This is a genomic window from Agromyces sp. CF514, from assembly GCF_900113185.1.
Taxonomy (GTDB): domain Bacteria; phylum Actinomycetota; class Actinomycetes; order Actinomycetales; family Microbacteriaceae; genus Agromyces.
In genome coordinates this window covers 725217-749743 of record NZ_FOZD01000001.1, presented here as the reverse complement: position 1 = coordinate 749743, position 24527 = coordinate 725217, and the positions used below count along the sequence as shown (strand labels likewise).

Genomic DNA, 24527 nt, shown 5'->3' with positions numbered 1-24527 from the left:
GGCGGGGCAGGCGGCCGCTGCCTCGCCCGGGAGTTCGCGCGGCCCTAGCGCGCCTGCACGGGCAGCTGCAGGTACGAGGCGCGCTCGCCGCCCGTGTGGATCACGTGCTCGCCGCGGTTCTCGCCGACGTACTCGCGGATGCCGGGCATCATCGTGCCGAGCAGGTTCGCCGAGCTGACGACGAACCGCAGCTGCTGGCCGGCGTGGAACGCGAGGCCGACCGGCAGCAGGTCGATCTCGATCTCGACGACCTCGCCGGGCGAGAGCTTCTCGACCCGGTCGAAGGCGTGCGCCGGCACGTCGTCGGTCGACAGCGTCTCGTCGAGGTGCCGCGCCGAGACGCGCAGGCGGCCGTCGGAGCCCTTGTACTTCAGGATCGTGGCACCGTGGTCGGTGAGGTCGTGCGCCATCGCGCCCTGGTTCGGCACCGTGAACGCCTCGAGCGGCGTGCCGTGCGCGTCGAGCTTCTGCACGAGCACGAAGAGGTCCAGGTCGTCAGCGTCGCGCGCCTCGACGAAGAGGTGGGCCTTCGGATAGCCGACGAGCGTGGTCTCCTCGTCGAAGCGGGCGAGGAACGACACCGCCTCGGGGTTCGAGCCGACGACGTACGACGCGGTCGCGGCATCCGTCGGCACCGTCGTGGTCAGCGTGCGCGAACGCCCGTCGAGGTAGAACCGGGTCGACGCGACATCCGCCGGGGGAAAGCTCTCGGCCTCGAGGTTCACCTGGTCGCCGCCCTGCAGGTCGAGCACCGAGTAGCGCACTCGGGCGGTCTGCTCCCACCCGTTGTCGACGCCCTTGAGGTAGCGGTCGAAGAAGCGGCGCAGGTCGTCGACGTTGCCCTCGTCGTAGTAGTCGGGCCACTCCTGGGTGTTGTGGATGCGCAGCCACTTCTCTTCGGAGGCCATGCGGCGCCAGGCGCGGAAGGTGCCGGCCGTGTGCAGGGTGTTCGAATAGCTGGCCACGACGTAGGCGGGCACCGTGATGCGGTCGAACTCGGGGATCTTGTGCTCCCAGAGCTCGTTCACGAGCGGGTACGCCTCGACCTCGGCGAGGATGTCCTCCTTGCCGGCCTTGCCGAAGAAGCTGCCCGTCTGCAGCTGGCGCGCGAACCCGGTGTCGGGCATGCCGCCGCGCTTCACGAGGTCGCGGTAGACGTCGCTCACGCCCTCCCACGGGTTGATGGCCGCGAGGTGCGACGGCTGCTCGGCGGCCGCGAACCACTGCGACACGGCGAGGTAGGAGGTGCCGCTCATGCCGACCTTGCCGCTGCACCAGTCCTGCTCGGCGAGCCACTCGATCACGTCGTACGCGTCGCGGCCGTCCTGACGGTCCCAGAGCACGCTGTCGCCCTCGGAGTCGACGACGCCGCGGATGTCGGGATGGCAGAGCGCGTAGCCCTGCTCGACCCAGTAGGCCGGGTCGGCGCCCTCGAACTTCTCGAGGCCCGAGACGACCGAGTTCGGGATGCCGACCAGGCCGAACACGCCCATGACGCTGAGCGAGGTGCCCTGCGCCTTGCCGTAGGGGCTCCACGCCACGATGACCGGCACGGGCTCGTCGGTGACGGGCCGGAACACGTCGGTGTAGATCGTGACGCCGTCGCGGAGGGTGATCGCGACGTCCTTCTCGAAGATGACGTCGACGGGCAGCGGCTTGAACTGCGGGGCGATCTGGAAGCCGGCCTCGAGCGTGCGGGTGCCGGGCTCGAACGGGGTGAGCACCCCGGTGCGCGCGGGGGGCAGCGGGCTCGACGGGATGGTGATCTTCTGGACTTCGCTCATGAGGGTGAGCTCCTCTTCTCGGTTCATCCGATGGCGGGCTGCGATTCGGTCCGTTCTATCGGGGGCCGGATGGTCGTGCCGCCCGGTCGAGATCATCATACGGAACATTCATTCTGTTTGACTGGGAGTTCGCTGCGGGTCGTCGGGCACCTCGACCTCGACGCCGACGGCCCGTGACACGATGGACGCGAGTCGGCGAACCGCGCCGCACCACCGAGGAGGCCGAGCGTGACGGGTCGCCGAGCATGCCGAGACTGAACGAGTCCACGAAGCTGCAGCGGCGCGAGGCCATCGCCGCTGCGGCGATGCGCTGCTTCGCCCGCAACGGCTTCGCCGGCACCTCGATGGCCGACATCATCGCCGAGGCCGGGTCTTCGGCCGGCTCGGTCTACTCCCACTTCGCGGGCAAGGCCGAGCTCGTGCGCTACACCGCCTCGAGCGCGATGCGCGAACTGCTGGCGGCCGTGAGCGAGGGGCTGCCCGCCGAGCGCACGCCCGCGGTCGTGCTCGCGCACCTGCTCGAGGCCAGCCACCGCTCCGACCGGGCGCAGTCGTTGCTGCAGATCTGGGCCGACGTGCCGCGCGACCCCGAGCTCGAGGAGATCGCCTCTCGCAGTCTCGTCGAACTGCGCTCCCATGTGCGCGAAGCACTGCTCCCGTGGTGCGGCGACCCCGCACGCGACGAGCGCACGAGGGCCCGGCCCGAGGCGGCCGCCGAGGCGATCGCCGACGCCCTGCTGACCTCGGTGCAGGGGTACCTCGTGCGGCTCACGATCGACCGCGACGTCGATGCCGAGCTCGTCGCGAAGCGCATGACCGCGGTGTTCGAGCGGCTCTGACCGCCGCTGCTCAGCGGCGCGCGGCCGACTCGCGCACGATCAGCTCGGGCACGAGCATCGGACGGTCCGCCGCGGCATCCGCCCCATCCGGCCGTTCGGGTCGTTCGACGAGCGCCGCGACCGCGCGGCGGGCGAGTTCGTCGAAGTCCTGCCGCACGGTCGTGAGCGGCGGCCAGAAGTACTCGGCATCGGGGATGTCGTCGAAGCCCACGAGGCTCAGCGAGCCGGGCACGTCGCCGCCGTGCTCGCGCACGTACCGCATGAGGCCGAGCGCCATCTGGTCGTTCGCGGCGAAGACGGCCGTCGGCGGTTCGGCAGCCGAATCCCCGAGCAGCGCCTCGCCGGCGTCGTGGCCCGATCGGGCCGACCAGTCGCCGCGCACGATCGCGGCCGGCTCGAGGCCGTGCGCGGCGAGCTCCAGCTCGAATCCCCGTTCGCGCGAGCTCGACTCCAGCCAGTCGGACGGGCCTGCGAGGTGCGCGATGCGCGTGTGCCCGAGCTCGACGAGGTGACGCGTCGCGATGCGGGCACCCTCGACCTGGTCGACCGCGGGGCTGCGGTCGCCGCCGTCGCCCCTGACGCCCCGCCCACCCGCGAGCAGCGTCACGACCGGCACGTCCACACGCAGCTCGTCGAGCGCCTCGAGCACGCGCACGTGCGGCGCGACCACGACGATGCCGTCGACGGCCTGCCCTCGCAGGTGCGCGATGCCGGCCGAGACCGACCCGAGGTCTGCCGAGTCGACGTAGGCCGTGCTCACCCAGTGCCCGGCCGCGCGCGCGGCGGCCTCGAGCGCGGCGATGCTCGTCGACGGACCGTAGTGGCGCGAGTCCGACGCGAGCACGCCGATCGTGCGCGACCGCCTGGTGCCGAGCGCCCGGGCGGCGAAGTTCGGGGTGTACTGCAACTCGGCGATCGCGTCCATGACCCGACGCCTGGTCGACTCCTTGATCTGCGGATGCTCGTTCAGCACGCGCGAGACGGTCTGGCGCGACACTCCGGCGAGCGCGGCGACGTCGCGGACACCGGCCGCACGTGCGGAGGCGGGGCCCTGCGGCTCGCCGGACGAGCGCTCGATGCCGGATGCCTGCATGTCCGCCCCGTCCTTCCGCGTCTCGTCTCGTCCCGTCTCGAACCCGAGCGTAACCGACCGGCGGACGGCCGACGGCTGTCGCTGAACGGCCGACCGCAGAGGTCAGGGCCAGCACCCTGTGCGCTCCTCCCGCTCGCCCATAGGATGCGGACATGAGCAAGCCTCAACCTGATCCGGCGTCCCCGATCGGCCGGGTCGTCGCCGACCTCGACCGCGTGCGGCGGCCGCTGCGCGCCTCGGATGGCCTCGCGGTCTTCGTCGACATGTACCGCAAGGTCACGGCCCTCGTCGGGCAGCGCGTCGCGGAGGGCCGGTTCGACGATCCGCCGTTCATCGAGGAGCTCGACGTGGTCTTCGCGGGTTACTTCCTCGCCGTGCCGCGGGCGATCGCCGCGGGCAGGCCCGTGCCGAAGGCGTGGGATCCGTTGATCGATCGCCGCGCCGCGCGCCTCTTCCCGCTGCAGTACGCCCTCGCCGGCATGAATGCGCACATCAACCACGACCTGGCGCTGGCCGTCGTCGACACCTGCGAACGGCGCGGCCTCGACCCGAACCGCGGCACCGTGCACGCCGACTTCGACCGCATCAACGGCGTGCTCGCCGAACTCGTGCGCCCGATCCGGCAGGGGTTCCTCGAGCAGGAGGTCGTGCGCGCGGGAGCACCGCTCTCACCGCTGGCCGACCTCGTCACGAACTTCTCGATGGAGAAGGCCCGCGACGCGGCATGGGCGACCACGCTCACGCTCTGGGCCGTGCGAGACCTGCCGTTCGTGCCCGAGTCCTCGGCGCGCGCCCTGGCCGGCACGGTCGGCCTCGTGAGCCGCCAACTGCTGGTGCGCTTCGATCCGGCCGACTGAGTCGGCTCGGCTCCGCATCGAGCAGGCGAGCGGATGTCGCGGCAGCCGCCCGCGACTACTCCGCGGCGAGCTCCGGCGCGCCGTCGAGCCCGCCCCCGAGCTCCTCGACCAGCTTCGCGATGCGTCGCTCGCGCGTGGCCTCGGTCTTCGCCTGGTCGATGACCCGGACGGACTGGCGGCGCTGGCTCACGGTGCGGGCGTCGAACCGCTCCCGCACGCCGGGTTCGGCGTCGAGCGCCGCGCCGACATCATCGGGAACCTCGACCTCGGTCGGCTCGGCAGCGAGGTCGAGGCGAACGTCGACCTCTTCGCCGACGACGAGCCGACCGGCCTCCCGGTTGGCGTTGCTCAGCCCGATGAGGTTGCGTCCGAGCATGATCGCGACGCGCGTCTCCCACGAGTGCCCGTTGACGGTGACGGTCACGCGCGGGCGCCTGCCGCCGGCCAACGCCTCGACCGCGGCCTCCGGCACCTCGAGCCCGTGCATCTTCTGCTGCGGCTCGACCACCGCTCGGAACTCCACCATCGACTGCCTCCTCGGGGCTCGATCTCGGGGCTCGATCTCAGGACTCGGCCGGGTCAGAGGGCGGCGGACGCCCACCAGACGATGATGAACAGGCCCATCGCGGCGAAGACGAGCCCGACGATCAGGAAGACCCTCGGGCTCGGACCGCGGGCCCCGGCTCGCGCCACGGTCGACTGGCGCTCCGCGGTGATGGTGTCGGCGAGCCAGCGGCGTCGCACGACGAGCAGGACACCCCCGACGAGCGCGAGCACCGCCCACGCGAGGGCGAAGACAATGCCGGGTTCCATCCGGCCAGCCTAGTCGCGACCGCGACCGCGCGAAGGCCCGCTGCCCGTGGCGACATCCTGGAAAAGCATTGGTCTGATCGATTCCCTTCTGCTAGGAAAGGGGAGTCCCGAAACCCCCCTACTTGAATGGACACCCGACATGACTTCCCTCGATCTTCAGACCGAACCTGCCCAGAGCGACTATGCGGCCGTGGGCGGCGCACCGGCGGTCACCGCCGTCGTCAACCGGTTCTACGAGCTCGTGCTCGGCGACGACCTGCTGGCCAAGCACTTCGAGGGCACCGAGATGGCGCGCCTGAAGCGGCACCAGGTCGCGCTCGTGTCGCAGGTCATGGGCGGCCCGGTCGCCTACGAGGGGCGCGAGCTGCGCGCGGCGCACTCCGGAATGGGCATCACGGCCGAGGAGTTCGGCGCCGTCGCCGGCCACCTGATCACCGCACTGACCGAGGCCGGCGTTCCGTCCGAGATCATCGACCGCACCGTGGGTGCGGTCGCGGCGACCCAGCCCGACATCGTCGAGGTCGCTTCGACGCAAGCCTGACGGCGTGGACACCGCCGCGCTGAAGCACACCTGGTCGCTGGCCGAGACGCTCGGCGACGAGGTGCCGCTCTTCTTCTACTCGCACCTCTTCTACACGCACCCCGAGCTGCGGGCGATGTTCCCGGTCGCGATGGCCACCCAGCGCGACCGGCTCGTCGGCGCGCTCGGACGCATCGTGTCCAACGTCGACCAGCTCGATGAGGTGACCGCGTTCATCCAGCAGCTCGGCCGCGATCACCGGCGATTCGAGGTCATCGCCGAGCACTACGACGCGGTCGGGCTCTCGCTGCTCACCACGCTGAAGCACTTCCTCGGCGAACTCTGGACTCCCGAACTCGCCGCCGACTGGGCGGCGGCGTACGGCGTCATCGCGACCGCGATGGTGCAGGCCGCCGAGGAATCGGAGCTGAGCAGCCCGCCCGCATGGGAGGGCCACGTCATCGGCGTCGAGCGCCGCAGCATGGACATCGCGGTCGTACACGTGCGCCCCGAGCCCGAGCTCGTGTTCGAACCGGGCCAGTCGTTCGCAGTCGAGACGCCCTACACCCCGCGGATGTGGCGCTACTTCAGCCCGGCGAACGCGCCGCGGGCCGACGGCACGATCGAGTTCCACGTGCAGCTCGTTCCGGGCGGACAGGTCTCGAGCGCCGTCGTGCGGCGCCTGAAGGTGGGAGACGTGCTGCGCCTCGGCTCCGCGGTCGGCCAGGAGCTGACCCTCGACGAGGCCGACCGCGGTCGCGATCTCGTCATGATCGCCGGCGGAACCGGCCTGGCTCCGCTCCGGGCCCATCTCGAGCGGATCGACCTCCAGTGGCAGGCGACCGGATCCGCACCGCGGGTGCACCTGTTCCACGGCGCACGGGTTCCGTGGAACCTGTACGAGCACCGTCTCATGCAGAGCCTGAGCGGTCGCCCGTGGTTCGACTACACGCCCGTCGTCTCCGACGACCCCAGCTACCCGGGTCGCAAGGGCCTGGTGGGCGACGCGGTCACCGAGCTCGGGGTCTCGCCCGGCGCGCTGGCCATCGTGTGCGGGTCGGCGTCGATGGTGCGCCATGCGGCCGCCGCGCTCCGGGATCTGGGCGTGCCCGCGCCCGACATCCGGTTCGAGCGGTTCGCCAACCTCGAGGAGGGCCAGTCGGCCGCGGCCGTGCAGCCGTCGTCGCTGGCCGAACAACCGATGGGAAGTACCCGATGACCATGTGGGAAGACGAAGAGGAAGACCTGCAGATCCCCCGCCCGCCGGCTCCCGAAGGCGGCCTCGTGGCCGCCGTCTCGCGCCTGCCCGAGCGTGGCGACGTGACCTTCGCGACGAGGCCGATCGGCGGATACGACCGGGCCGAGGTGGACGCGTTCGTGGCCGATCTCGCTCAGACGATCGCCGAGGTCCACGCGGCGCTCGACGAGGACCGTCGGGCGCTCGCCGAGCTCCGAGCCGAGAACACGAGGCTCAGGAGCACCGACACCGCCGACCTCGAGAACGAGGTCGCGCTCGGCGCCGTCGGCCTGCTCTCGCAGGCCCAGATGATCGCCGACAAGGCGGTCGCCGACGCCGAGGCGTACGCGCGCGACCTCGTGCTCACGGCACGCACGCAGTACCGCGAGACGCAGGAGCGCAACGCGAACGCTGCCGCGGCGGCCTCGGCCGCCTCGGCCGCCTCGGCAGCCGCAGAGCCGACCACGGCGACGGGGAGCATCGCGCTGCCGTCGATGCCCGAGATCGAGTTCGTGCGCACCTACGCGCAGGTCGCGCAGATCCAGTTGCGCTCGGTGCTCGATGCACTGACGGAGCAGGTCGATCGCCTCGGCACGCTGCCGCATCCCGAGGTCGCGGATGCGTCCGCACCGGGCGCCGCGGCGTCGGAGGATTCGGCGTTCCCCCCGTCGCAGGACCTCCCCGACGACGAGTTCCCCGACGAGGAGCCGAACTGGCTGCCGGCGGTGCCCCCGCAGCCGACGATCCAGCGGCAGACCTACGTCAGTCCGTGACGTCGCAGGAACGGCGACCGCGCGATGCGCGGTCGCCGTTCCCCGAGGCGCTCCCCGGCCTCAGCTGAGCCGGAGGAAGAGCGTCTCGAGTTCTTCGATCCGCGCCCGCCGCACGCGCTCGTCGGTCTCGGGGCGCAGGCACTCCTGCATGGCCTGCGAGATGATCGCGAACCCGGCCTTGTCGAGCGCGCCCGACACGGTCGCGAGCCGCGTGACGACGGTCTGGCAGTCCTCGCCCGACTCGGCCGCCGAGATGACGGCGTCGAGCTGGCCCCTGGCCCGCTTGAGCCGGTTCACGATGCGACGCGCGGCCTCGGGATCCTGGACGACGCTCACGCCGCGCTCCGCTCGTCCAGATCGGAGGCGGTGCCCTCGATGCCCGCCCGTCGGCCGTCCGCGCCGTCGTCGGCGAGGGCGATGGCGCGCATGCCGTCGCGCCAGGTGAGGTATCCGCCGTCGAGATTGCGCACGTCGTGGCCGAGCTCGGCGAGCAGCCGCGCCGCGGTGTGGGCACCCTGGCCGACCCGGCAGTGCACGACGATCGGGCGTCCGGCGAACTCGGCATGGCGCGACCGCAGCTCTTCGACGGGGATCCACGCCGCACCCGGGATGAGGCCCTCGTCGAGCTGGGCCTTCGCGCGCACGTCGAGGAGCACGGCACCGTCGGAGACCGCGGCGTCGAGTTCGTGCCACTGGATCGTGCGGTCGCCGCCCGACGCCCGATTGCGGGCGAGGTAGCCGAGCTGGTTGACCGGGTCCTTGGCGCTGCCGTACTGCGGCGCGTAGGCGAGCTCGAGGTCGGCGAGCGCCGAGGCGCGCATCCCTGCGCTCATGGCGACCGCGATGACGTCGATGCGGCGGGCGACGCCGTCGGTGCCGACGGCCTGCGCGCCGAGGATCCGGTCGTCGGCCGCGTCGACGACGAGCTTCAGCGACATCGGTCGGGCACCCGGGTAGTAGCCGGCGTGCGAGAGGGGGTGGGAGTGCAGCACGCGCACGTCGCGGCCGCGCGAGCGCGCGACCTGCTCGTTCCACCCGACCGATGCGGCCGTGATGCCCGCGACGTCGACGATCGAGGTGCCGAGGGCTGGACGGGCCGGAGTCGCGTCGCGACCCGCGATGATGTCGGCGACGTGCCGCCCGTGGCGGTTGGCGAGGCCCGCGAGCGCGACGGGTCGCGAGACGAGATCGATCGCGTCGACCTTCTCGGCGGCGTCGCCGATCGCGAAGACGTTCGGGATGCCGGTTCGGTGCAGCCCGTCGACGGCGATGCCGCCAGACGCGCCGATGCCGATGCCGGCGCCGCGGGCGAGCGCGGTCTCGGGCTCGGCGCCCATCGCGGCGATCACGAGCTCGGCGGGCAGCCGGAGACCGGTGGCGAGGCGGACCTCGTCCGCTCCCACCTCGGCGACGCCCACGCCGAGGCGCACGTCGATGCCGAGTCCGAGCAGGTGGTCGGCGAGCGGCGCGGTCATCTCGGCGTCGAGCACGGGCAGGAGGTGCGTGCCGCGCTGCACGACGGTGACCGCCAGCCCGCGCTGATGCAGGTTGTCGGCGATCTCGATGCCGAGGTGGCCCGCGCCGATCACGACGACGGGCGCGCCGGGCGCGAGTGCGTCGACCGCGCCCGCGATGCGATCGAGGTCGTCGAGCGTGCGCAGGGATTCGACCCGGGCGCCGGACGCGATCGACGCGGGTCGGCGGGGCGAAGCCCCCGGCGCGAGTACGAGCTCGTCGTAGGCGAGGTGCTCGATGGCGCCGGTACGGAGATCGCGGGCCTCGACGGTCTGCGCGTCGGGATCGATCGCCACGGCCTCGGTGAGCACGCGCACGTCGAGTCCGAAGCGGGCCCGCAGCCCGTCGGGCGTCTGCAGCTCGAGCGCGCCGCGATCGGGGATCGCCCCGCCGAGGTGGTAGGGCAGGCCGCAGTTCGCGTACGACACGGCGCCGCTGCGCTCGAGCACGACGATCTCGCGCTCGGCGTCGAGGCGGCGCAGGCGCGTGGCCGCCGACATCCCCCCGGCGACCCCGCCGACGATGACGGTACGTCGTGGCCGTGCCGGGTCCACGGAGCGCACGGGTTCCACGCTCACGTCAGCGCCCGAGGATCCGGGCGAACAGGCCGGGCTTCGCTTCGGCATCGTCCTCGTGGCCGTTGCAGCGATCAGCCTGCGGAACCCCGTGCAGGGCCTCTTCGACATGTTGGCCGCATCCGGCCCAGGTCGTCTTGCCGCAGGTTCGACAGATGATGGCGCTGCACATAGGGTTCGCTCCTTCTCGAAAGCGGGTCCGATCGCCTCGGACCCGCTCGAGAAGAATACCCCGGGGGTATCTGATCGAGTGCTGGGAGCCGTGCTTCACCCGTGCGCGGCGGGGCCGCGGAGCGCGACGGTTCGGGCGCGTGCGCGAGCTCGAACGGAGTCGGGCGAGCGGATGCCGCGACGACGGACGCGATCCGCGATGCCGGACCCGATCCGCGACGTCAGACCCGATCCGCGATGTCAGACAAGAACGGCCCGGAACTTCTGCTGAAGTCCGGGCCTGTTGTAGCGAGGGCGGGACTCGAACCCGCGACACCACGATTATGAGCCGTGTGCTCTAACCACCTGAGCTACCCCGCCGGGAAGGCTTCACCGGCCCTGCCGCGAAGCCGAACCGAGAAAACCGAGCCCCGAGTCAGGATTGAACTGACGACCCCTTCCTTACCATGGAAGTGCTCTACCACTGAGCTATCGGGGCGTGTGCCGTACTCGGCAACCTGAAGAGAATATCACCTCCCGGGCCATGTTCCGAACCGAGGCCGCCCGAGCCCGTCATGGGCGTGCCATCCGGCCGGCCGGACCCCCGAACTGGGGCCATTCCGGTCGTCCTGATCAGGGCTGCCACCGATTCCGGATGATCCGGGCGAGCGGTAGCCTCGTCGCATTCCCGAGCGGTCCGTCAATTGGGGGTGACGGTGTTCTCGATGGCAACGTCCGTGCGCGATTCAGGCCCGGCGCGTGGACCCGCGGAATCGGCTCGTCCGTCTTCAGGACGGTCCGCCTCGACGCTGAGTCCACGCGATGTGACCTTCGTGACGGGTGCGCCCGGCAGCGGGAAGTCGACGCTCGCCCGCCGGCTCGTCCTCGAAGCCGATGGGGCGCTGGTCGCCGCGGCTCGGGAGTGGGCCGATCCGGAGGTCGCCCGTCGGGCACTGCTCGACGCCGCGGCGATCTCGAGGGGCACCCTCGCGGTCGACGACGCGCAGCACCTCATCGGCACGGCGGCGGAGTCCGTGCTGGAGGAGTTCGTCGCGGCATCCGACCTGGATCGGCTGATCGTCGTGTCGCGTCGGCCGCCGACGTTCGCGATCGACCGGGACTCCGTGGTGCCCGCGTCGGCGCTGGCGCTGCGGCTGCCCGACGTCGCGGCTGTATTCCGTTCGGTCTGCGGGCGCCGCATCGACCCCGAGATCGGCTCGCGGGTGCGCCACGAGACGGCCGGGTGGGCGCGCCTGGTCCGCGAGCTCGCGGTCTCCGCCGAGGCGGAGACCGACGAGGAGCTCGACGCGTGGCTCGGCGACGCGGTCGAGGGCGACATCGCCGCCGGTTGGCTCGAGGAGGTGCTCGCCGACCTGCCGCAGTCGCTCGTGGACGCGCTGACGGCGACGAGCCCGCTGCCGCAGCTCGACCTGGCGCGGACCTCGAGCGTGCTCGGCCACGAGGGCGCCGCCGAGTTGCTCGCCGCACTGGATGCCGGCGTCGTGATGCACACTCGCCGGGACGGCGGCCGAAGGGCCCTGCCGCCGATGCTGCGGCGCCACCTGCTGCACGGCATGGACCCGCCGGCGCGCACGCGCGCGGTGCGAGCCGCGGTCGACGTGCTGCTCGACGAGGGCGCCGGGCCGGAGGCCGCCGATGCGCTCGCCGCCGGTCGGGCCTGGAACGAGCTCGAGGATCTGCTGCAGGCCGACCCCGACGCACGCCACGCCGCGATGCTCTGGGTCGAACGGCCGCCAGCACGCCTCGCCCGCCGGTCGGCGGGCATCGCCGCCGCACTGGCTCAGGCCGCGAGCGACGACCGGCTCGTCCCGACGGGTGCGACCGAGGCGACCGGGGTCGAAGCGAACGACACGGGCGGCGTCGGGGCGCCGGGTCGCGGCGCCCCGACCTCCGCCCAACGCAGGCTCCCCGGGTCCACCCCCCGGCGCCCCCTGCTCGCAGATGCGGCCGAGCGCATCGGCCGCGGCGACCTGGCCGGTTCGGTGCCGCTGCTTCGTCGCGCGGCACGCACTGCCGAGGCCGGGGCCGACCGGTGCCGGGCCAGGCTCGTGCTGCTCGTGGTGCGGGCGCCCACCGCCGGCTCCGCCGAGACGCTCGACGGGCTGCTCGCACTCGAGCGCCAGTGCGTCGAATACGGGCTCGGCGGCCTGGCACGCCTGGCGCGCGGCGCGATCGCGGCGCTCACGACGGTTCCCGAGCGGGGCACGGTGAGCCAGGTCGTCGACCAGTTCGAGGCGCGCGGCGACAGCGTCGGCGCCTGCGCCGTGAGCGCGATCGACGTGCTCGACCGCTTCCGCCGAGGGATCTTCGAGATCGATCGCACGATCGAGTTCGCCGACCGCTGCGAACGGTTCGGGTTCACGGATGCCGCGACCTGGTGCCGTGGGATGGCCGCCGTCGGGGCGGCGATCACCGGCAGCCCGCGCGCGCCCGACCTCATCGCGGCGCTCGATGCCGCCACGATCACCCTCCGGATGCCCGGACCGCGGGCCCTGCTCGAAGCAGCCGTCGCGCTGCGCACGGCCGATCCCGCCGCGGCGGCCGGCCGCGCGGCGACCGCGCGCCGTGCCGCGATCGAGACCGGCCTGCCCAGGTTGCCGTTCGCCCTGCCCCGGCGACCCAGGCCTCGCGTCGAGACGGCCGAACGGGCCGGCGTGCGCGTCGCCGTGGCGTGCTTCGGAGGGTTCCGGCTGCAGCTCGACGGCGTCGACGCCGACCTCCGGCTCGTGCGCCCCCAGGCGCGCATGCTGCTGCGCATGCTCGCCCTCAACGCGGGTGCGCCCCTGCACCGCGAGCACATCGCCGACCTGCTCTGGACCGACCTCGGCAGCGAGTCCGCACTGCACGCGCTGCACGTGAGCGTGTCGAGCCTGCGCCGCATGCTGCCGGCGTCCGGACGGCAGGGCGGCATCGTCGAACGCGTCGGCGAGGCGTACCGGCTCGGCATCGCCGCGAACCGGGACTGCGACCTCGCGGATTTCGACGAGCACCTGAGCGAGGCGGCGATCGCCAAGGCCCGACGCGAACCCGGCATCGCCCGAGACCGCCTCGTGTCCGCGATCGACCTGTACCGCGGCGACGTGCTGCCCGAGGACGGTCCCGCCGAGTGGGCCGTGGGCGCACGCGAGCGGTACCGGCACCGCGCGGGCGAGGCGGCCTCCTCGCTCGCGCACCTGCACTCCCACTTCGGCGATCAGCACGCCGCCGTCGCGATGGCCAGGCGAGCGGTCGAGATCGACCCATGGCTCGACGACTCCTGGCGCACGCTCGTCGCGATGCACGATCGCGCCGGCGACGTCATCGCGGCACGCCGCGCCGAGGAGGGCTACCGCTCGATGCGCGAGGCCCTCGGAGCGGAGTGAGCCCTGACCGCCGAGGGGCGGCGGCGTCAGTCGCGGGGACGCGAGGGCGGTCGAGCGGTCGCCGCGGCATCCGTCACCTGCCGCTGAACTCGACCTCCGCGACCGCGACATGCGTGTCGGGCGACGCCCCGTAGGCGCCCTCGATCGTGAACCGCACGGCGACCACGTCGTCGATGCCCACGTCGAACCGCTGCGGGCCTGGCTCGTCGGCGAGCTTGATCCGCAGGTCGTGCGTGGCGCCTTCGGCATCCGTGGTCGTCACGAGCATCGACGACGGACGCGCCTGCGCGAGGAAGTCCGCCTGCTCGGCCGACGCGCCGGGCGAGATCGCCACGGCCACGAGGCGGAACGGCGCATCGAAGGTCGCGTCGAGCCATTCGCCGACCGCCGGTCCGGTGGGCGCCGGAGCCCAGGACAGGTCCGAGAAGCCGTCGTGCGCGAGTTCGGGAGTCCGGCCGTCGGCCGAGCTCGACGCCGTGACCCCGGTCGGGTTGCGCGCGCTCGAGTCGACGATGCGATCGGCGGCCGACGCGACGAACCCGGTGATCGCGTCGCGGAAGAACCACCCGGCCCAGACCATCGCGGCGATGACGATCAACGTCACGAGCCAGCCGACGCGGAACCGTCGGCGGCGCTTCGGCCGGGTCCCGGCCGCCGCCTGATGCGAGGCCGGCAGCGACCGATCGGGCTCGGCCTCGAGCGGCGCGGCGCAGCGGCGGCAGAAGTGCCGGCCGGGCGCGTTGCCCGCTCCGCAACTCGGGCACACGAGGTCGCCCGGCTTCGGTGCGTCGAGCGGCCCTGCCGCGCGCTTGACCTGGCGCGGCGGCACGGCCGACGGCTTGCGTGCCGCCGGGGCCTTCGTCGGCGCCTGCGCCCTCGGCACGACGGCGGCGACGGTCGCCGGCGGGACGGATGCCGCAGCAGCCGCGATCGGCACGGAAGCCGCGGCGGCGGGTTCCGGCTTCGGCTCGGGCTCCGGCTCTGGCTCCGGCTTCGGCTCGGGCTCGGGCTTCGGCTGAGGCTCCGGCTCCGGCTCCCGCTCGGGCTCGGGTTCCGGCTCGGGCTCGGGCTTCGGCTCGGGCTCCGGCTCCGGCTCGGGCTCGGGCTCGGGCTCGGGCTCGGGCTGAGGCTCCGGCTCCGGCACCGGCGCGGGTTCCGGCTCCGGCTCCGGCTCCGGCACCGGCTCGGGTGCTGGCTCCGGCTCGGGCTCCTCCTCGAACGGCGCCGGCGCCGCGGCATCCGTCGACGCCTTGCGCTCCCAGGCGAGGTAGGCCCCGCACTGTCCGCAGAAGTCGTCGCCCACCTCGTTCTGCGCGCCGCACTCGTCGCACACGATGCCCTCGGCCATGTCACGCCTCCGTGATCTCGATCTCGGTGCGGATGTGCGCGGGCACGACCCGCCGTGCGGCCCGGGCGAGCCGCCGGCGCAGCACCTCGGCGCGGTCGCCGAGACCCGGCATCGCGACCGTGATGCGCACGACGCCGTCCGGCGATCCGGGGAGCGCCCCGTGCGCGGTCCCCGACCACGACGTGCCGCCGCTCTCGACGACCTCGACCGAGGCATCCGGACCCGCGATCAACCGAACCGTCTCGAGCACGCCGTCGAACCTGCCGGCCCGCCGATGCAGGCCGGCCGCATCGGCGACGACCCGGCGCCGTTGGCCGACCGACCACTCCTCGTCGAGCTCGACGTCGACCCAGGTCGCGAGCCAGTCGAGGAAGTCGACCGGCGTCGTACCCGGCCGCACGTAGGCGTCGAGGTTGTCGAGCACCGAGACGACGGGCGCGATCGACGCGTCGAACGCAGTCAGCCAGCGCTGCAGGAACTCGTCCTCCTGCAGCACCGCCGGCAGCCGCGTGACGTACGGCGACGGGTTCTCGAGCTGGGGCACCAGGCCGCGCACGTCACACCCCCGCCGTCACGCGGACGCGGTGCTCGAACCCGAAGACGAGCGCGTCGGGCTCGAGGTCGATGCGCTGCACGGGGTCACCGCGCTTGCCCGTCACGGGGTCCGCGCCGAACAGCAGCACCTCGTCGACGAGTTCGGTGCCGGGCAGCGACTGCAGCACGGCGTACACCTCGCCCGCGAGCACCGGTCTGCCGAACGGCCACCCGCCGCCGTCGGCGCCGCCCGCCGCCGCGTCGAAGTAGCCGTAGAGGGCGGCGACGGCGTCGTCGCGCAGGCGCTCGGTCGCGACGCGCGGCTTGGCGATGAGCTTCGCGACGATCGTGATGCCCTGGTAGAGCGGCGGCTCGATCGCGAGCCGCGCGCCGACCGTGCGGCGGCGGTCGAGGTCGTCGGCGAGCAGCGTGAGCACCTCGTCCGACGGGATGAGGTCGGCGAACTCGACGCGCCCGTCGGCCGCGCGCACAGCCGTCGGCACCACGAGGAGGCGCACGCCCTGCTCGGAGCCCTTGCCGGTCGCGGAGACCGCCTTGACCCGCGCGATCGACGGTGCAACGCGCTTCGCCAACTGCTCGTAGTCCTCGAGGGTGACCGCCCGGTCGAGCGTGCGCAGCGTGAGCGGCCCCCTGGCCTTGGCCTCGTCGACCGTCTCGCCGTCGACGCCGTCGTGCGCGGCGCGCCGGTTCTCGACGCGGTTCACGAACGGCACCGTCGACCGCAGCACCGACACCGCCCCAGGAGCGACGTTGCCACGAGCACCGCCGCCGACCCGGTACCGGGGAACGCGGATCGGCGCGCCCTTCGGCGGCACGGCACCGTACTGGCGCAGCCGTCCGTCGTCCTCGCGCACGGCGGGCGCGAACGACACGACCCCGCGCGTGCGGTCGAGCTTCACGACCCGCGCGTCGGGCTCCTGGTCGGCGAACCCGTCGACCTCGGTCCACTCCGCCCACGCGGCTCCCGTTCCGACCTCGACGACGAACGGGGTGCCGTCGTCGACCACCGGGCTGACGCCGAGCGTGAACTCCTGCCCCGGCACGCCCTCGCTGAGCCCGAGGATCTCATCGTCGACCGTGCTCGCGTGCACCGCGTGGGCGACCGCGCCGACCGTGTCGGCCGCGGCCGACCGCACGAGCGGCGAGGCGCTGTACGTGGGCACGTCGGCGTCGCGCTCCTCGAGGCGCGTGCGGATCCAGCCGGCCCGCTCCCCCGCGACGACGGATGCCGCGTGCCCGGCGGGAACCACGAGCACCACGTCGCCGCGACGGTTGAGGCCGCCCGTGGCATCCCTCACGACATCGCAGGCGCGCCACTCGCTGCCGCACCACGCCTCCCACACGATGGGCGGATCGAGCGGGTCGACGCCGACGCCTCGCACCGCGCAGTCGAGGTGCAGCGAGATCGCGAGGCCCGGCGACGGCTCGTCGAGGCCGAAGAGCAGCGCGTCGCCGATCACCGGGGTCTTCTGGAACGCGTCGAGCTCCTCGCCCTGCAGGTTCGTGTCGCGCACCCACGGGTCGCCCTCGGCGGGCTGGCTGCCGATGCGCACGAGCCTGCGGGGCGGGATCTCGCGCTCGTCGACCGTCGTGAACACGATCGCCTCGCTCGTCTCGGTGCGCGGCGTGCCCGCCTCCGAGCGGGCCGGCACCACGACGGTCTCCTCGCGCGGCGCCGAGAGCCAGAACAGGAGGTCGGCGCTCGCGTTCGCGGGCGGGAAGAGCGTGACGCCGAGCAGGTCCAGGTACGCGAGGTAGAGCCGGTCGGGCACCCGGTTCAACCGGTAGAGCAGCTCGTCGGTCATGAACGCGAACGCCTCGATGAGCGTGACGCCCGGATCCGACACGTTGTGGTCGGTCCACTCCGGGCAGCGCAGCGCGACGAGGCGCTTCGCATCGTCGACGAGGTCCTGGAAGCGTCGGTCGTCGAGGTTCGGTGCGGGCAGGTTCATGACGTCGCTCCTTGCTCCTGCGGGATCACGTAGAACGGGAAGACGAGGTTCCTCGGATCGTTGGTGCCGAGGATCGTGTAGCCGACGTCGATGTACATGACGCCCTCGTGCGCGTGCTCGAGCGAGACCGTCACCTCGCCGAGCTCGATGCGGGGCTCCCAGAACCGCAGCGCCGCACGCACCGCGACGCCCATCGCGCCGGCGGTCGAGGCGTCGGCGGGCGCGAACACGTAGTCGTGCACCGCACACCCGAACTCGGGTCGCATGGGCCGCTCGCCAGGAGCGGTCGCGAGGATCAGCCGGATGCTCTCCTCGATCTCGCGCTCGTCCGACGTGAGCGCGATGCGACCCGTCGCATCGGCGTGCACGGGGAACGCCCAGCCGTGCCCGACGAACTCTCGAGACATCCGCCCCACCTCTCAGTTGATCTTGACCATCGATCCCTTGACCGTCGTGATGCCGGATGCCGACAGCTCGGCGGTCGCGTCGGCCTTCAGCGTGAGCATCGCGGCCTTGACCTCGGCCGACTGCGTGCCCTTGAGCGCGAGCGTCGCCCCCTCGATCGAGAGCTCGCCGGTCGCCTTGATCTGCACGCTCTGGCCGGACAGCGCGAGCTTGCCCTGATCGGCCTTGACGGTCGCATCGGCCTTCGCGGTGACCGTGACCGGTCCCTCCGAGATGATCTCGATGCCCTTCTGCCCGGTCTGGGTGAGGGTGATGCGCTGCTTGCCGTCGGTGGTCGAGACCTCGAGGGTCTCGGTGCCCGACTGCTCGACGAACACGACCTCCATGCCCGTGCGCGACGTGAACGAGCGCCGCTCGACCTTGCCGCCCTTGACCGACTCGGCCCAGCTCGTCTTCGGTTCGTCGCGTCCGTTGTAGAGGCCGCCGATCACGTACGGACGGTCGAACCTGCCGCCCTCGAAGGCCACGAGCACCTCGTCCCCGACCTCGGGCATGAACACCGCGCCGCGCTTGGCGCCCGCGCCGAACTGCACCGTGCGCGCCCACCCGCTCACGTAGTCGTCGGAGAGGTACGGGAAGGCGAGCTTCACGCGCCCCGCGTTCTCGGGGTCGTCGATGTCGCTCACGAGCGCCGACACGACACCGGGCATGCGCGACGCCGGGTCGCCGATCGAGGCGCCACCGAACGCGCCCCCGCTCGCGAGCCCCAGCAGGGACCGGTCCGACGCGTTGCTCACGACGACCGTGGTCGTGTACCCGGCCTCCGCGGAGAACTCGTGCACGGCCTCGGATACCGTGTAGCGGCCGTCGAACGGCACGCCGTACCCCTTGAGCGTGACGGCCGTTCCGGAGTGCAGGTGCGAGTTGCCGAGCACGCGCGCCTCGACCTCGGCGAACCCGCCCGCGATGCGGTCGGCGACGGCCTTCGCGCGCACGTCCTGCGTGTTCGGCACCCCGTCGCCCGTCGGGCTCACGTACTCGGGCGAGGTGAACGTCTTCGCGACCTTCTCGGGCTTCAGCGTCGCGAGGTCGACCGACCGCGTCTCGGGCTTCGCCTTCGAGATCACGGCCTTCTTCTGCTTCGGGTCCCACCCGCGCACCTCGACGCCCGAGACCTGGCTCGCGGCCGTCACGGTCGAGGTGAGCCAGATGGTGTTCAGGCCGTGCTCGATCACGACGGGGTCGTCGCGCGCGGACTCCGCCCCGGCGGGCGCCTCGTTCGCCGGGGTGCGCGGGGTGAACACCAGGCCGGACTCGAGCACCGAGAACGTGCAGCCCGAGGCATCCGCGAGCCGTTTCAGGAAGACCCAGTCGCTCACGTTGTCCTGCGTGACGTGCTTCATGACCGAGCTCACGGGAACCTCGATGCGATCGACCCGCACGCCCGCGCCGCTCGCGACCTTGCGCACGATGTCGGCCACGGTCTGGTCGACGAACGCCGCGACGCGCCTGCCGCGCGAGAGCCGGTGCGACCGGTCGAACCCGCGCACGCGCGTGCGCAGCGACCCTGCGACATCCTCGCGGTCGATCGCGGTGACCTCGCCGTCGATCAGGCGCTGCGGACCCTGCGCGCCGTTCTCGGACACCGTGAGCACGACGGGCTTGCCGATCTCGAAGCCGCCGTCGGCGAGCACGGTGCCGCCGGAGTCGGTGAACTCGAGCTCGAACGAGTCGGGCAGGTTCGCGGCATCCGTGATCCGTCCGGCGAGGAGCAGGCTCGACACCGTGGCGGGCAGCGGGCGGCCCGCCACCGACACGAGCAGCAGGCTCGTGAACGTGTCAACGGCCGGCATGCGCGACCTCCCGCCTCGCGACGTCGACCGAGGCGGGCTGCGAGAGCTCGTCGGCGGCCGGGAGGAAGACGGCGCGACCCGGCGCGAGCCTCATGGGGTCGTCGATGCCGTTCACGTCGGCGAGCACGCGCCACATCGCGGCGCTGCCGTACTCGCGGTACGCGATCGCGGCGAGCGTGTCCCCCTCGCGGATCGTGTGCACGCGCCTCGGACGGAGTCCGCCAGAGGTGGGGTTCTGCTTGCCCGGCTCCTCGGCGATCTCCTCGAGCGCCACCGTGCACACCGCTCGCAGCGGAGTGCCCGTCGGCGAGAACAGCGTGTACTTCGCCGACACCGACTTGATGTAGCCGACGAACCCCGACAGCACGCCCCACTTGAAGCGCACCCATGGCGCGGACGGCTTGTCGCCGCGCTTGGAGTCCTTCGTCGGGGCGCATGCCTGGAAGAGCTTCTCGACCCGTTGCACGACGCTGTCGCCGCTCCCCCCTGCGGTGTCGTCGAAGAACATCTCGACCGAGAGCTTCTGCGCCTCTGGACCCTGGTAGGTCGCCGGCGGCGCCGACGAGGCCTTCTTCTGCTTCTCGGTCTTCCAGCTCGCCGACTTCGCCATCGTCAGCTCCTTGGGGTTCATCTGGAACTGGATCGACCCGATCGGCCCGCCTGGCACGCCCGGCGTCTTGCCCGGCTCGAGCAGTTCGAGCACGGCGTGTGTGAGGCTCGCGCTCGTGGTGTCGGTCTTCGTGACGGGCATGGCGGCTCCTTCATTCGGCGTCGAGGCCGTGGTGGGCGAGCTCGAGGGTCTCGGTGAGCACCTTCGGCTGCTCCGCAGTGAGCGACGGGCCGGTCCAGCGCACGGGCACCACGCGCTGCAGGTGCCAGGTCGCGATCTTCTCGCCGTGCGCGTTCTGCGCCTGGATCTCGGCGTTGCTCGGCGTGAGCGACGGCGCCTTCGCGATCCACGCGAGGATCGGCTGCGACGTGCCCTTGCCGACGGGTCGCGAGAGCTTCACGTTCGAGAACTTGAGCCTCGTCGGCAACTGCCAGACGAAGCTGTTGTTGCCGCCCTCCTCACGCGACTCGAGCACGACCTCGACGCCGAGGCCCTCGCAGCTCGCGAACGCGCCGAGCGATTCGCCGTCGATCGTCACGATGTAGCTGACGCCCACGGCGAGGTTCACGTCTTCGATGACCTCGATCATGCCGATCCCTCCTCCCGTGCTGTTCTCAGATTCCATCGATGCGGATGCCGCGGCGTTCCCGATCGAGCAGCAACTCGGCCTTGAGCCGACGCGCGAGCGGGCCGTACAACCTGGCGGCGAGCGTCTCGATCCCCGCGGGCGACGTGTCGACGGCGCCTGCGGACGCTCCTGCCGCCCCGGCCGCGGGTGCCACGGCCGGGGTCGCCGGTGCGGTCGGCGGCGTCGGAGGCGTCTCGCCGGATTCCGCCTCCGTCTGCACGACCGGACCCTCGGGCGACCCGTCGGAGCCGGCGGCGATGCCCGGCATCGTCCAGACGATCGCGCCGTCGTCGCCGGCGGGGTCGGCCTCCCGGCGGGTGGCGGCGGGCGTCGCGACCGGGAGCGCCATGCGCGAGACGGATGCCGCGGGCGGCCCCGGAATCGTCGGCACGGCACGCTGCACCCCGATGGGGAGCGTGCCGGAGTTCGAGACCCGGCCCGAGCTCGGGGCCGTCGGCAGGACGGAGGCCGACTGCGCAACCGCCGGAGCTCGGCCGATCGAGCCGAGACCTCCGAAGTCCGGCTGCCCGGCGGATGCCGAATCGAGGCCGCCCTGGCCGTTCCAGCTGCCCGCGTCGCTCGCGCTCGTGCTTGCGCCAAGTGCGGCGGCATCGTCGAGGTCGTCTCGCAGCTGGCGCGCATCGGACGACGGAGCGGCCGACGGCAGGCGCGACGGCGACGGCGACGGCGACGGCGCGAACGTCCGCTGCACCCATCCGAGGATCGCGTTGCGGGGCGCGGGCCCGCGATCGGAGGCGACCTCGGCCGATCCGGAGCTCCCGCGCCGGTCGGGCAGGCCGGCCGACGCGAGCGACGCGCTGTCGGCCGTCGGGCCTGACGCAAGGGTCCGCTGAACGCTCGCCGGCCGGTCGGCCGTCGGGGCGGCAGGGGCCGGCTTCGAGGGCGGCGCCGGCTCGACGACGACCGCGGTCGCGGGCACGGCCCTCGGCGGCAACGGCATGGCGGTCGATGCGAGGGCTTCGAACGAACTGTCGAGCGCGCGCTGCGCGATGAGCGGCACCTCCTCGGGTGCGGGCGGCGGGCCGGGCTCGGATGCGGCCGCGTCCGCTGCCGGAAGGGCGGACGCCGACGATTCCGGATCAATGGACGCCGCGCCCGCGGCCTCCGCCGAAGCTGCGCCGCCCACGACCGGCGGGTTCGCCGGATCCGCCGGCATGCGCTGGAGCGGCAGTTCGACGGGTGCAGCCCACTCCACGGGGGATCCGCCGAACGCCGACCGCTCGTCGCCAGGATCGCCCGCCTCCGCCGAATCGAGCCCTGCCGGGCGTTCGAGGGCGGGGGCAGTGGGGTCGGCGGTGCTCGGGCCCGACCGGTCGGCGGCTCCTGCCGCTCGTGGCACCTCATCGCCACTCGGCCCTTCGACGATGCCGGGCGAGGCGGCCGGATGGGGGGTCGCGACCGCCTCGCGTTGCAGCGGCAGCGCCGTCGGCGTCGGCGTCGGCGTCGGCGGCTGAACCTCGCTCCCGACCTCGGCGCGCCCGGTCTCGACCACGGGCTCCTGCCCGGCCTCGCCGCTCGAGCGCTGCACCGGCCGGACCGCCGGCACGCCTCCATGCGGCAGCGGCGCTCCGAGACCCATGCGTCGCGGCGGGGACACGGGGGCAACAGGGTCCCCACGCACATCGCCCGGCGCCGTCGATCGTTGGACGGACGGCTCCGACGGCGAGGCCGGCGTCCGGACGCCCGGCAGCGGCGCGGCGAGCCCGAATCGGCCGACGTCGCGTTCCGTCCTCGACGCCGCGATGGTCGGCGTCTCCGCCGGGATCGGCTCGACGACCGACGGCTCGGCCGGCTGCCCGGCCGACGACGACGCGTCGTGCGCGGGTCCGGAGTCGACCGGGGCCTCAGGTTCCGGCCCGTCGAGCGGGCGGCCCGCCTCGACGGTGCGCTGCACGGCCGACGGCGGAAGGTCGAGCGAGACCCGCTCCGCGGGGCGTGCGCCCACGTCGTTCGCGGCAGCGACCGAGCCACTCGGGTGCGAGCCATCCGTGGCGGGCGTCTCGATCACGGGCGTCTCCACGACCGACGCCTCGACGACCGACGACTCGGCGATCGACGCGTCGGCCCCCGCGGCGTCGGCGTTCGGGGAGTCGCCCGCCACCGGCATCCGCTCGCCCGAGTCCGAGCCCGAGCCCGACGCCACCGTCGTGGCGGCCTGACGCTGCACGGCCGTCGGCTTCTCGCGAGCCAGCTCGGCGGCCGTTCGCGGCGGACGCAGGGTGAGGTCCGCGGCGACGGCGCGCTGCACCGGCGCTCCGAACTCTGCCTGCGCGGCGGCGACCGTGCCCGCGGGCGCCGCCGAATCGACGACGTGCGTGAGCTCGGCGACGCGCGTCGGCACGGCCCGGGTCGGCAGCGCCTCGATCCACCCCGAGCGCAACGTCGCGGGCGGCGCGAGGCCGATCTCGCGCTGCAGCGGCGGCAGGAACGCCCAGCCGGCGGGCGACTGCGCGGGCGGCGTCACCGACGCAGGCCCGGCCCCGGTCTCCCCAGGGGCAACACCCGCCCCTCGCGCCCGGTCGTCGTCATCGGCCGCGACGCGCTGCCACGGCCACCGCATCACCGCTCCTCGGAGAGCCTGGTGTTGATCGCCGCGATCTCGCGCACGTAGCGCAGACGCGCCGCGTGCTCCATGTCGAGGATCTCGTCGAGCGACCAGTGGAAGTGATAGGCGACGTACGCGACCTCCTCATGGATGCGGTCGGCCGAGTACGTCATGATTCCCCCAGGCGGCCGCCTGCGAGGTCGGCCGTGAACCGGTGCGAGCATTCTGGACAGGTCACGGCGATGCGCGTGTGCCCCTCGGCGTTCACCCGACGGTAGAAGTCCTGCAGGAACGCGACATCCGAGGCGAACATGTTCTCGACCACCGACGCGTCGATCGAGCCGAGCGAGCCGAGCGACGTGATCACGCGGCCGAGCAGCACGACGGTCGTGTACGCGGGGTTCTCCTGCACGCGCGCGTCGTAGAGCGGCAGCAGCTCGTCACGGGCGGTCGCGAGGCGCATGACCCCGCGCCGGTGCACGGTGCCGTCCTGTCCGACGTATCCCCGAGGCAGCTCGAAGGCGAACTCGGTGCGCATCACCCCGTCGTCGTCCGAGGAGGGCGCGCCCGCGGCATCCGCCCCCTCACTGGTCGGACGGGTCGCGATGACGCGCTGCATGTCACACCACCTTCGACTCGTCGTAGCAGACCGTGAACTTCTCGGTGGCCTGCTCGGTGGCGCCCGCCTTCAGCGAGTTGACCTCGACGCTGCGCACCCAGCAGTTCGTGAACTCGTACTTCTTGAGCGACGCGCCCGCGTAGTCGAGCAGCTCGACCGCCGCGGTCTTGCGCGAGCCCGCGACGTCGCCCGTCATGACCTTGCTCAGCCAGTCGGTGATCGTCTTCGAGTCGGTCAGGCCGCGGGTGACCGTGAATTCGCCCGCCTTCGGGCGCCCCATCAGCTGCCGCACGACGTACTTGCCGTCGGCGAGCTGCTGCTTCAGCTCGATCTTGTCGACCTCGTTCTTCAGGCCCGACACCTCGGTGACCTTCGGTACCTCGATGCCGTCGATGGTGACCTTGAAGGCGTAGGCCGGTGACGAGTCCATCGCATCTGCGAGTCCCATGATG

The 24527-nt window shown here is 72.7% G+C and carries 24 protein-coding genes and 2 tRNA genes; 6 read left to right on the top strand and 20 right to left on the bottom strand.

Annotated elements, in window-relative coordinates; translation table 11 throughout:
- Window positions 1-44: 44 nt before the first annotated feature.
- Window positions 45-1784, bottom strand: coding sequence for a CocE/NonD family hydrolase (locus tag BM342_RS03310; RefSeq protein WP_092966445.1), 1740 nt, complete (start codon window positions 1782-1784; stop codon window positions 45-47).
- 245 nt (window positions 1785-2029) lie between these two features.
- Between BM342_RS03310 and BM342_RS03305 the strand changes: the two genes are divergently transcribed.
- Window positions 2030-2623, top strand: a complete 594-nt coding sequence (locus BM342_RS03305) for a TetR/AcrR family transcriptional regulator (protein WP_143109745.1) — start codon at window positions 2030-2032, stop codon at window positions 2621-2623.
- A 10-nt stretch (window positions 2624-2633) separates the two neighbouring features.
- Here BM342_RS03305 and BM342_RS03300 read toward each other — a convergent pair whose 3' ends face one another.
- On the bottom strand, window positions 2634-3716 hold the full coding sequence (locus tag BM342_RS03300) for a LacI family DNA-binding transcriptional regulator (RefSeq protein ID WP_092964075.1): 1083 nt from the start codon (window positions 3714-3716) through the stop codon (window positions 2634-2636).
- 152 nt (window positions 3717-3868) lie between these two features.
- Here BM342_RS03300 and BM342_RS03295 point away from each other — a divergent pair, with 152 nt between their 5' ends.
- Window positions 3869-4573, top strand: a complete 705-nt coding sequence (locus tag BM342_RS03295; RefSeq protein WP_092964074.1) for a DUF5995 family protein — start codon at window positions 3869-3871, stop codon at window positions 4571-4573.
- A gap of 55 nt (window positions 4574-4628) precedes the next feature.
- Here BM342_RS03295 and BM342_RS03290 read toward each other — a convergent pair whose 3' ends face one another.
- Window positions 4629-5099, bottom strand: coding sequence for a YdeI/OmpD-associated family protein (locus BM342_RS03290; RefSeq protein ID WP_255368479.1), 471 nt, complete (start codon window positions 5097-5099; stop codon window positions 4629-4631).
- 53 nt (window positions 5100-5152) lie between these two features.
- Window positions 5153-5386: a hypothetical protein gene (locus tag BM342_RS03285; protein WP_092964073.1), complete on the bottom strand. Its 234-nt coding sequence runs from the start codon at window positions 5384-5386 to the stop codon at window positions 5153-5155.
- A 139-nt stretch (window positions 5387-5525) separates the two neighbouring features.
- Between BM342_RS03285 and BM342_RS03280 the strand changes: the two genes are divergently transcribed.
- The 3 genes from BM342_RS03280 to BM342_RS03270 are packed head-to-tail and all read left to right on the top strand — an operon-like array spanning window position 5526 to window position 7916.
- Window positions 5526-5927 (top strand): group I truncated hemoglobin, encoded by a 402-nt coding sequence (locus BM342_RS03280; protein WP_092964072.1) that lies wholly within the window; start codon window positions 5526-5528, stop codon window positions 5925-5927.
- A 4-nt stretch (window positions 5928-5931) separates the two neighbouring features.
- Window positions 5932-7125: a globin domain-containing protein gene (locus tag BM342_RS03275; protein WP_092964071.1), complete on the top strand. Its 1194-nt coding sequence runs from the start codon at window positions 5932-5934 to the stop codon at window positions 7123-7125.
- Window positions 7122-7916, top strand: coding sequence for a DivIVA domain-containing protein (locus tag BM342_RS03270; protein ID WP_092964070.1), 795 nt, complete (start codon window positions 7122-7124; stop codon window positions 7914-7916). Before BM342_RS03275 ends, BM342_RS03270 begins: the two co-directional genes overlap by 4 nt.
- Before the next feature lie 60 nt (window positions 7917-7976).
- On the opposite strand, the gene BM342_RS19785 is transcribed toward BM342_RS03270, so the two are convergent.
- The 5 genes from BM342_RS19785 to BM342_RS03245 all read right to left on the bottom strand — a co-directional run bounded on the left by BM342_RS19785 (window position 7977) and on the right by BM342_RS03245 (window position 10655).
- Window positions 7977-8252: a metal-sensitive transcriptional regulator gene (locus BM342_RS19785; RefSeq protein ID WP_092964069.1), complete on the bottom strand. Its 276-nt coding sequence runs from the start codon at window positions 8250-8252 to the stop codon at window positions 7977-7979.
- The gene (locus BM342_RS03260) at window positions 8249-9985 is read right to left on the bottom strand and encodes an FAD-dependent oxidoreductase (RefSeq protein ID WP_255368747.1); all 1737 of its coding nucleotides are present in this window, start codon (window positions 9983-9985) and stop codon (window positions 8249-8251) included. The genes BM342_RS19785 and BM342_RS03260 overlap by 4 nt, the downstream gene beginning before the upstream one ends.
- A gap of 25 nt (window positions 9986-10010) precedes the next feature.
- Window positions 10011-10178: a hypothetical protein gene (locus tag BM342_RS19780; RefSeq protein ID WP_092964067.1), complete on the bottom strand. Its 168-nt coding sequence runs from the start codon at window positions 10176-10178 to the stop codon at window positions 10011-10013.
- Between the two features lie 285 nt (window positions 10179-10463).
- Window positions 10464-10537, bottom strand: a tRNA-Met gene (locus tag BM342_RS03250).
- A gap of 46 nt (window positions 10538-10583) precedes the next feature.
- Window positions 10584-10655 (bottom strand) — tRNA-Thr (locus tag BM342_RS03245).
- Window positions 10656-10989: 334 nt separating this feature from the next.
- Between BM342_RS03245 and BM342_RS03240 the strand changes: the two genes are divergently transcribed.
- A complete protein-coding gene (locus BM342_RS03240; protein WP_177232040.1) occupies window positions 10990-13539 on the top strand; it encodes an AfsR/SARP family transcriptional regulator in 2550 nt (849 codons plus the stop codon).
- 73 nt (window positions 13540-13612) lie between these two features.
- Here the strand turns inward: BM342_RS03240 and BM342_RS19775 are convergent, their stop codons facing one another.
- Genes BM342_RS19775 through BM342_RS03180 form a run of 11 tightly spaced genes read right to left on the bottom strand, consistent with a single transcriptional unit; the run spans window position 13613 to window position 24523 of the window.
- Entirely contained in the window at window positions 13613-14887 is a 1275-nt protein-coding gene (locus BM342_RS19775) for a zinc ribbon domain-containing protein (RefSeq protein ID WP_177232039.1), read from the bottom strand.
- A gap of 1 nt (window position 14888) precedes the next feature.
- Window positions 14889-15443 carry a phage tail protein gene (locus BM342_RS03225; protein WP_092964064.1) on the bottom strand — a complete coding sequence of 185 codons (555 nt, stop codon included), beginning with the start codon at window positions 15441-15443 and terminating at the stop codon, window positions 14889-14891.
- A 1-nt stretch (window position 15444) separates the two neighbouring features.
- On the bottom strand, window positions 15445-17394 hold the full coding sequence (locus BM342_RS03220; protein WP_092964063.1) for a putative baseplate assembly protein: 1950 nt from the start codon (window positions 17392-17394) through the stop codon (window positions 15445-15447).
- Window positions 17391-17801: a GPW/gp25 family protein gene (locus tag BM342_RS03215; protein ID WP_092964062.1), complete on the bottom strand. Its 411-nt coding sequence runs from the start codon at window positions 17799-17801 to the stop codon at window positions 17391-17393. Before BM342_RS03215 ends, BM342_RS03220 begins: the two co-directional genes overlap by 4 nt.
- 12 nt (window positions 17802-17813) lie before the next feature.
- On the bottom strand, window positions 17814-19652 hold the full coding sequence (locus BM342_RS03210) for a VgrG-related protein (protein ID WP_092964061.1): 1839 nt from the start codon (window positions 19650-19652) through the stop codon (window positions 17814-17816).
- The gene (locus tag BM342_RS03205; protein ID WP_092964060.1) at window positions 19639-20403 is read right to left on the bottom strand and encodes a CIS tube protein; all 765 of its coding nucleotides are present in this window, start codon (window positions 20401-20403) and stop codon (window positions 19639-19641) included. The genes BM342_RS03210 and BM342_RS03205 overlap by 14 nt, the downstream gene beginning before the upstream one ends.
- A 10-nt stretch (window positions 20404-20413) precedes the next feature.
- Window positions 20414-20851, bottom strand: coding sequence for a phage tail protein (locus BM342_RS03200; RefSeq protein WP_092964059.1), 438 nt, complete (start codon window positions 20849-20851; stop codon window positions 20414-20416).
- Between the two features lie 25 nt (window positions 20852-20876).
- On the bottom strand, window positions 20877-23471 hold the full coding sequence (locus BM342_RS03195) for a hypothetical protein (RefSeq protein WP_143109741.1): 2595 nt from the start codon (window positions 23469-23471) through the stop codon (window positions 20877-20879).
- A complete protein-coding gene (locus BM342_RS03190; protein WP_092964057.1) occupies window positions 23471-23629 on the bottom strand; it encodes a DUF6760 family protein in 159 nt (52 codons plus the stop codon). Before BM342_RS03190 ends, BM342_RS03195 begins: the two co-directional genes overlap by 1 nt.
- On the bottom strand, window positions 23626-24075 hold the full coding sequence (locus BM342_RS03185; RefSeq protein WP_092964056.1) for a hypothetical protein: 450 nt from the start codon (window positions 24073-24075) through the stop codon (window positions 23626-23628). The genes BM342_RS03190 and BM342_RS03185 overlap by 4 nt, the downstream gene beginning before the upstream one ends.
- A 1-nt stretch (window position 24076) precedes the next feature.
- A complete protein-coding gene (locus BM342_RS03180; protein WP_092964055.1) occupies window positions 24077-24523 on the bottom strand; it encodes a phage tail protein in 447 nt (148 codons plus the stop codon).
- Window positions 24524-24527 lie beyond the last annotated feature (4 nt).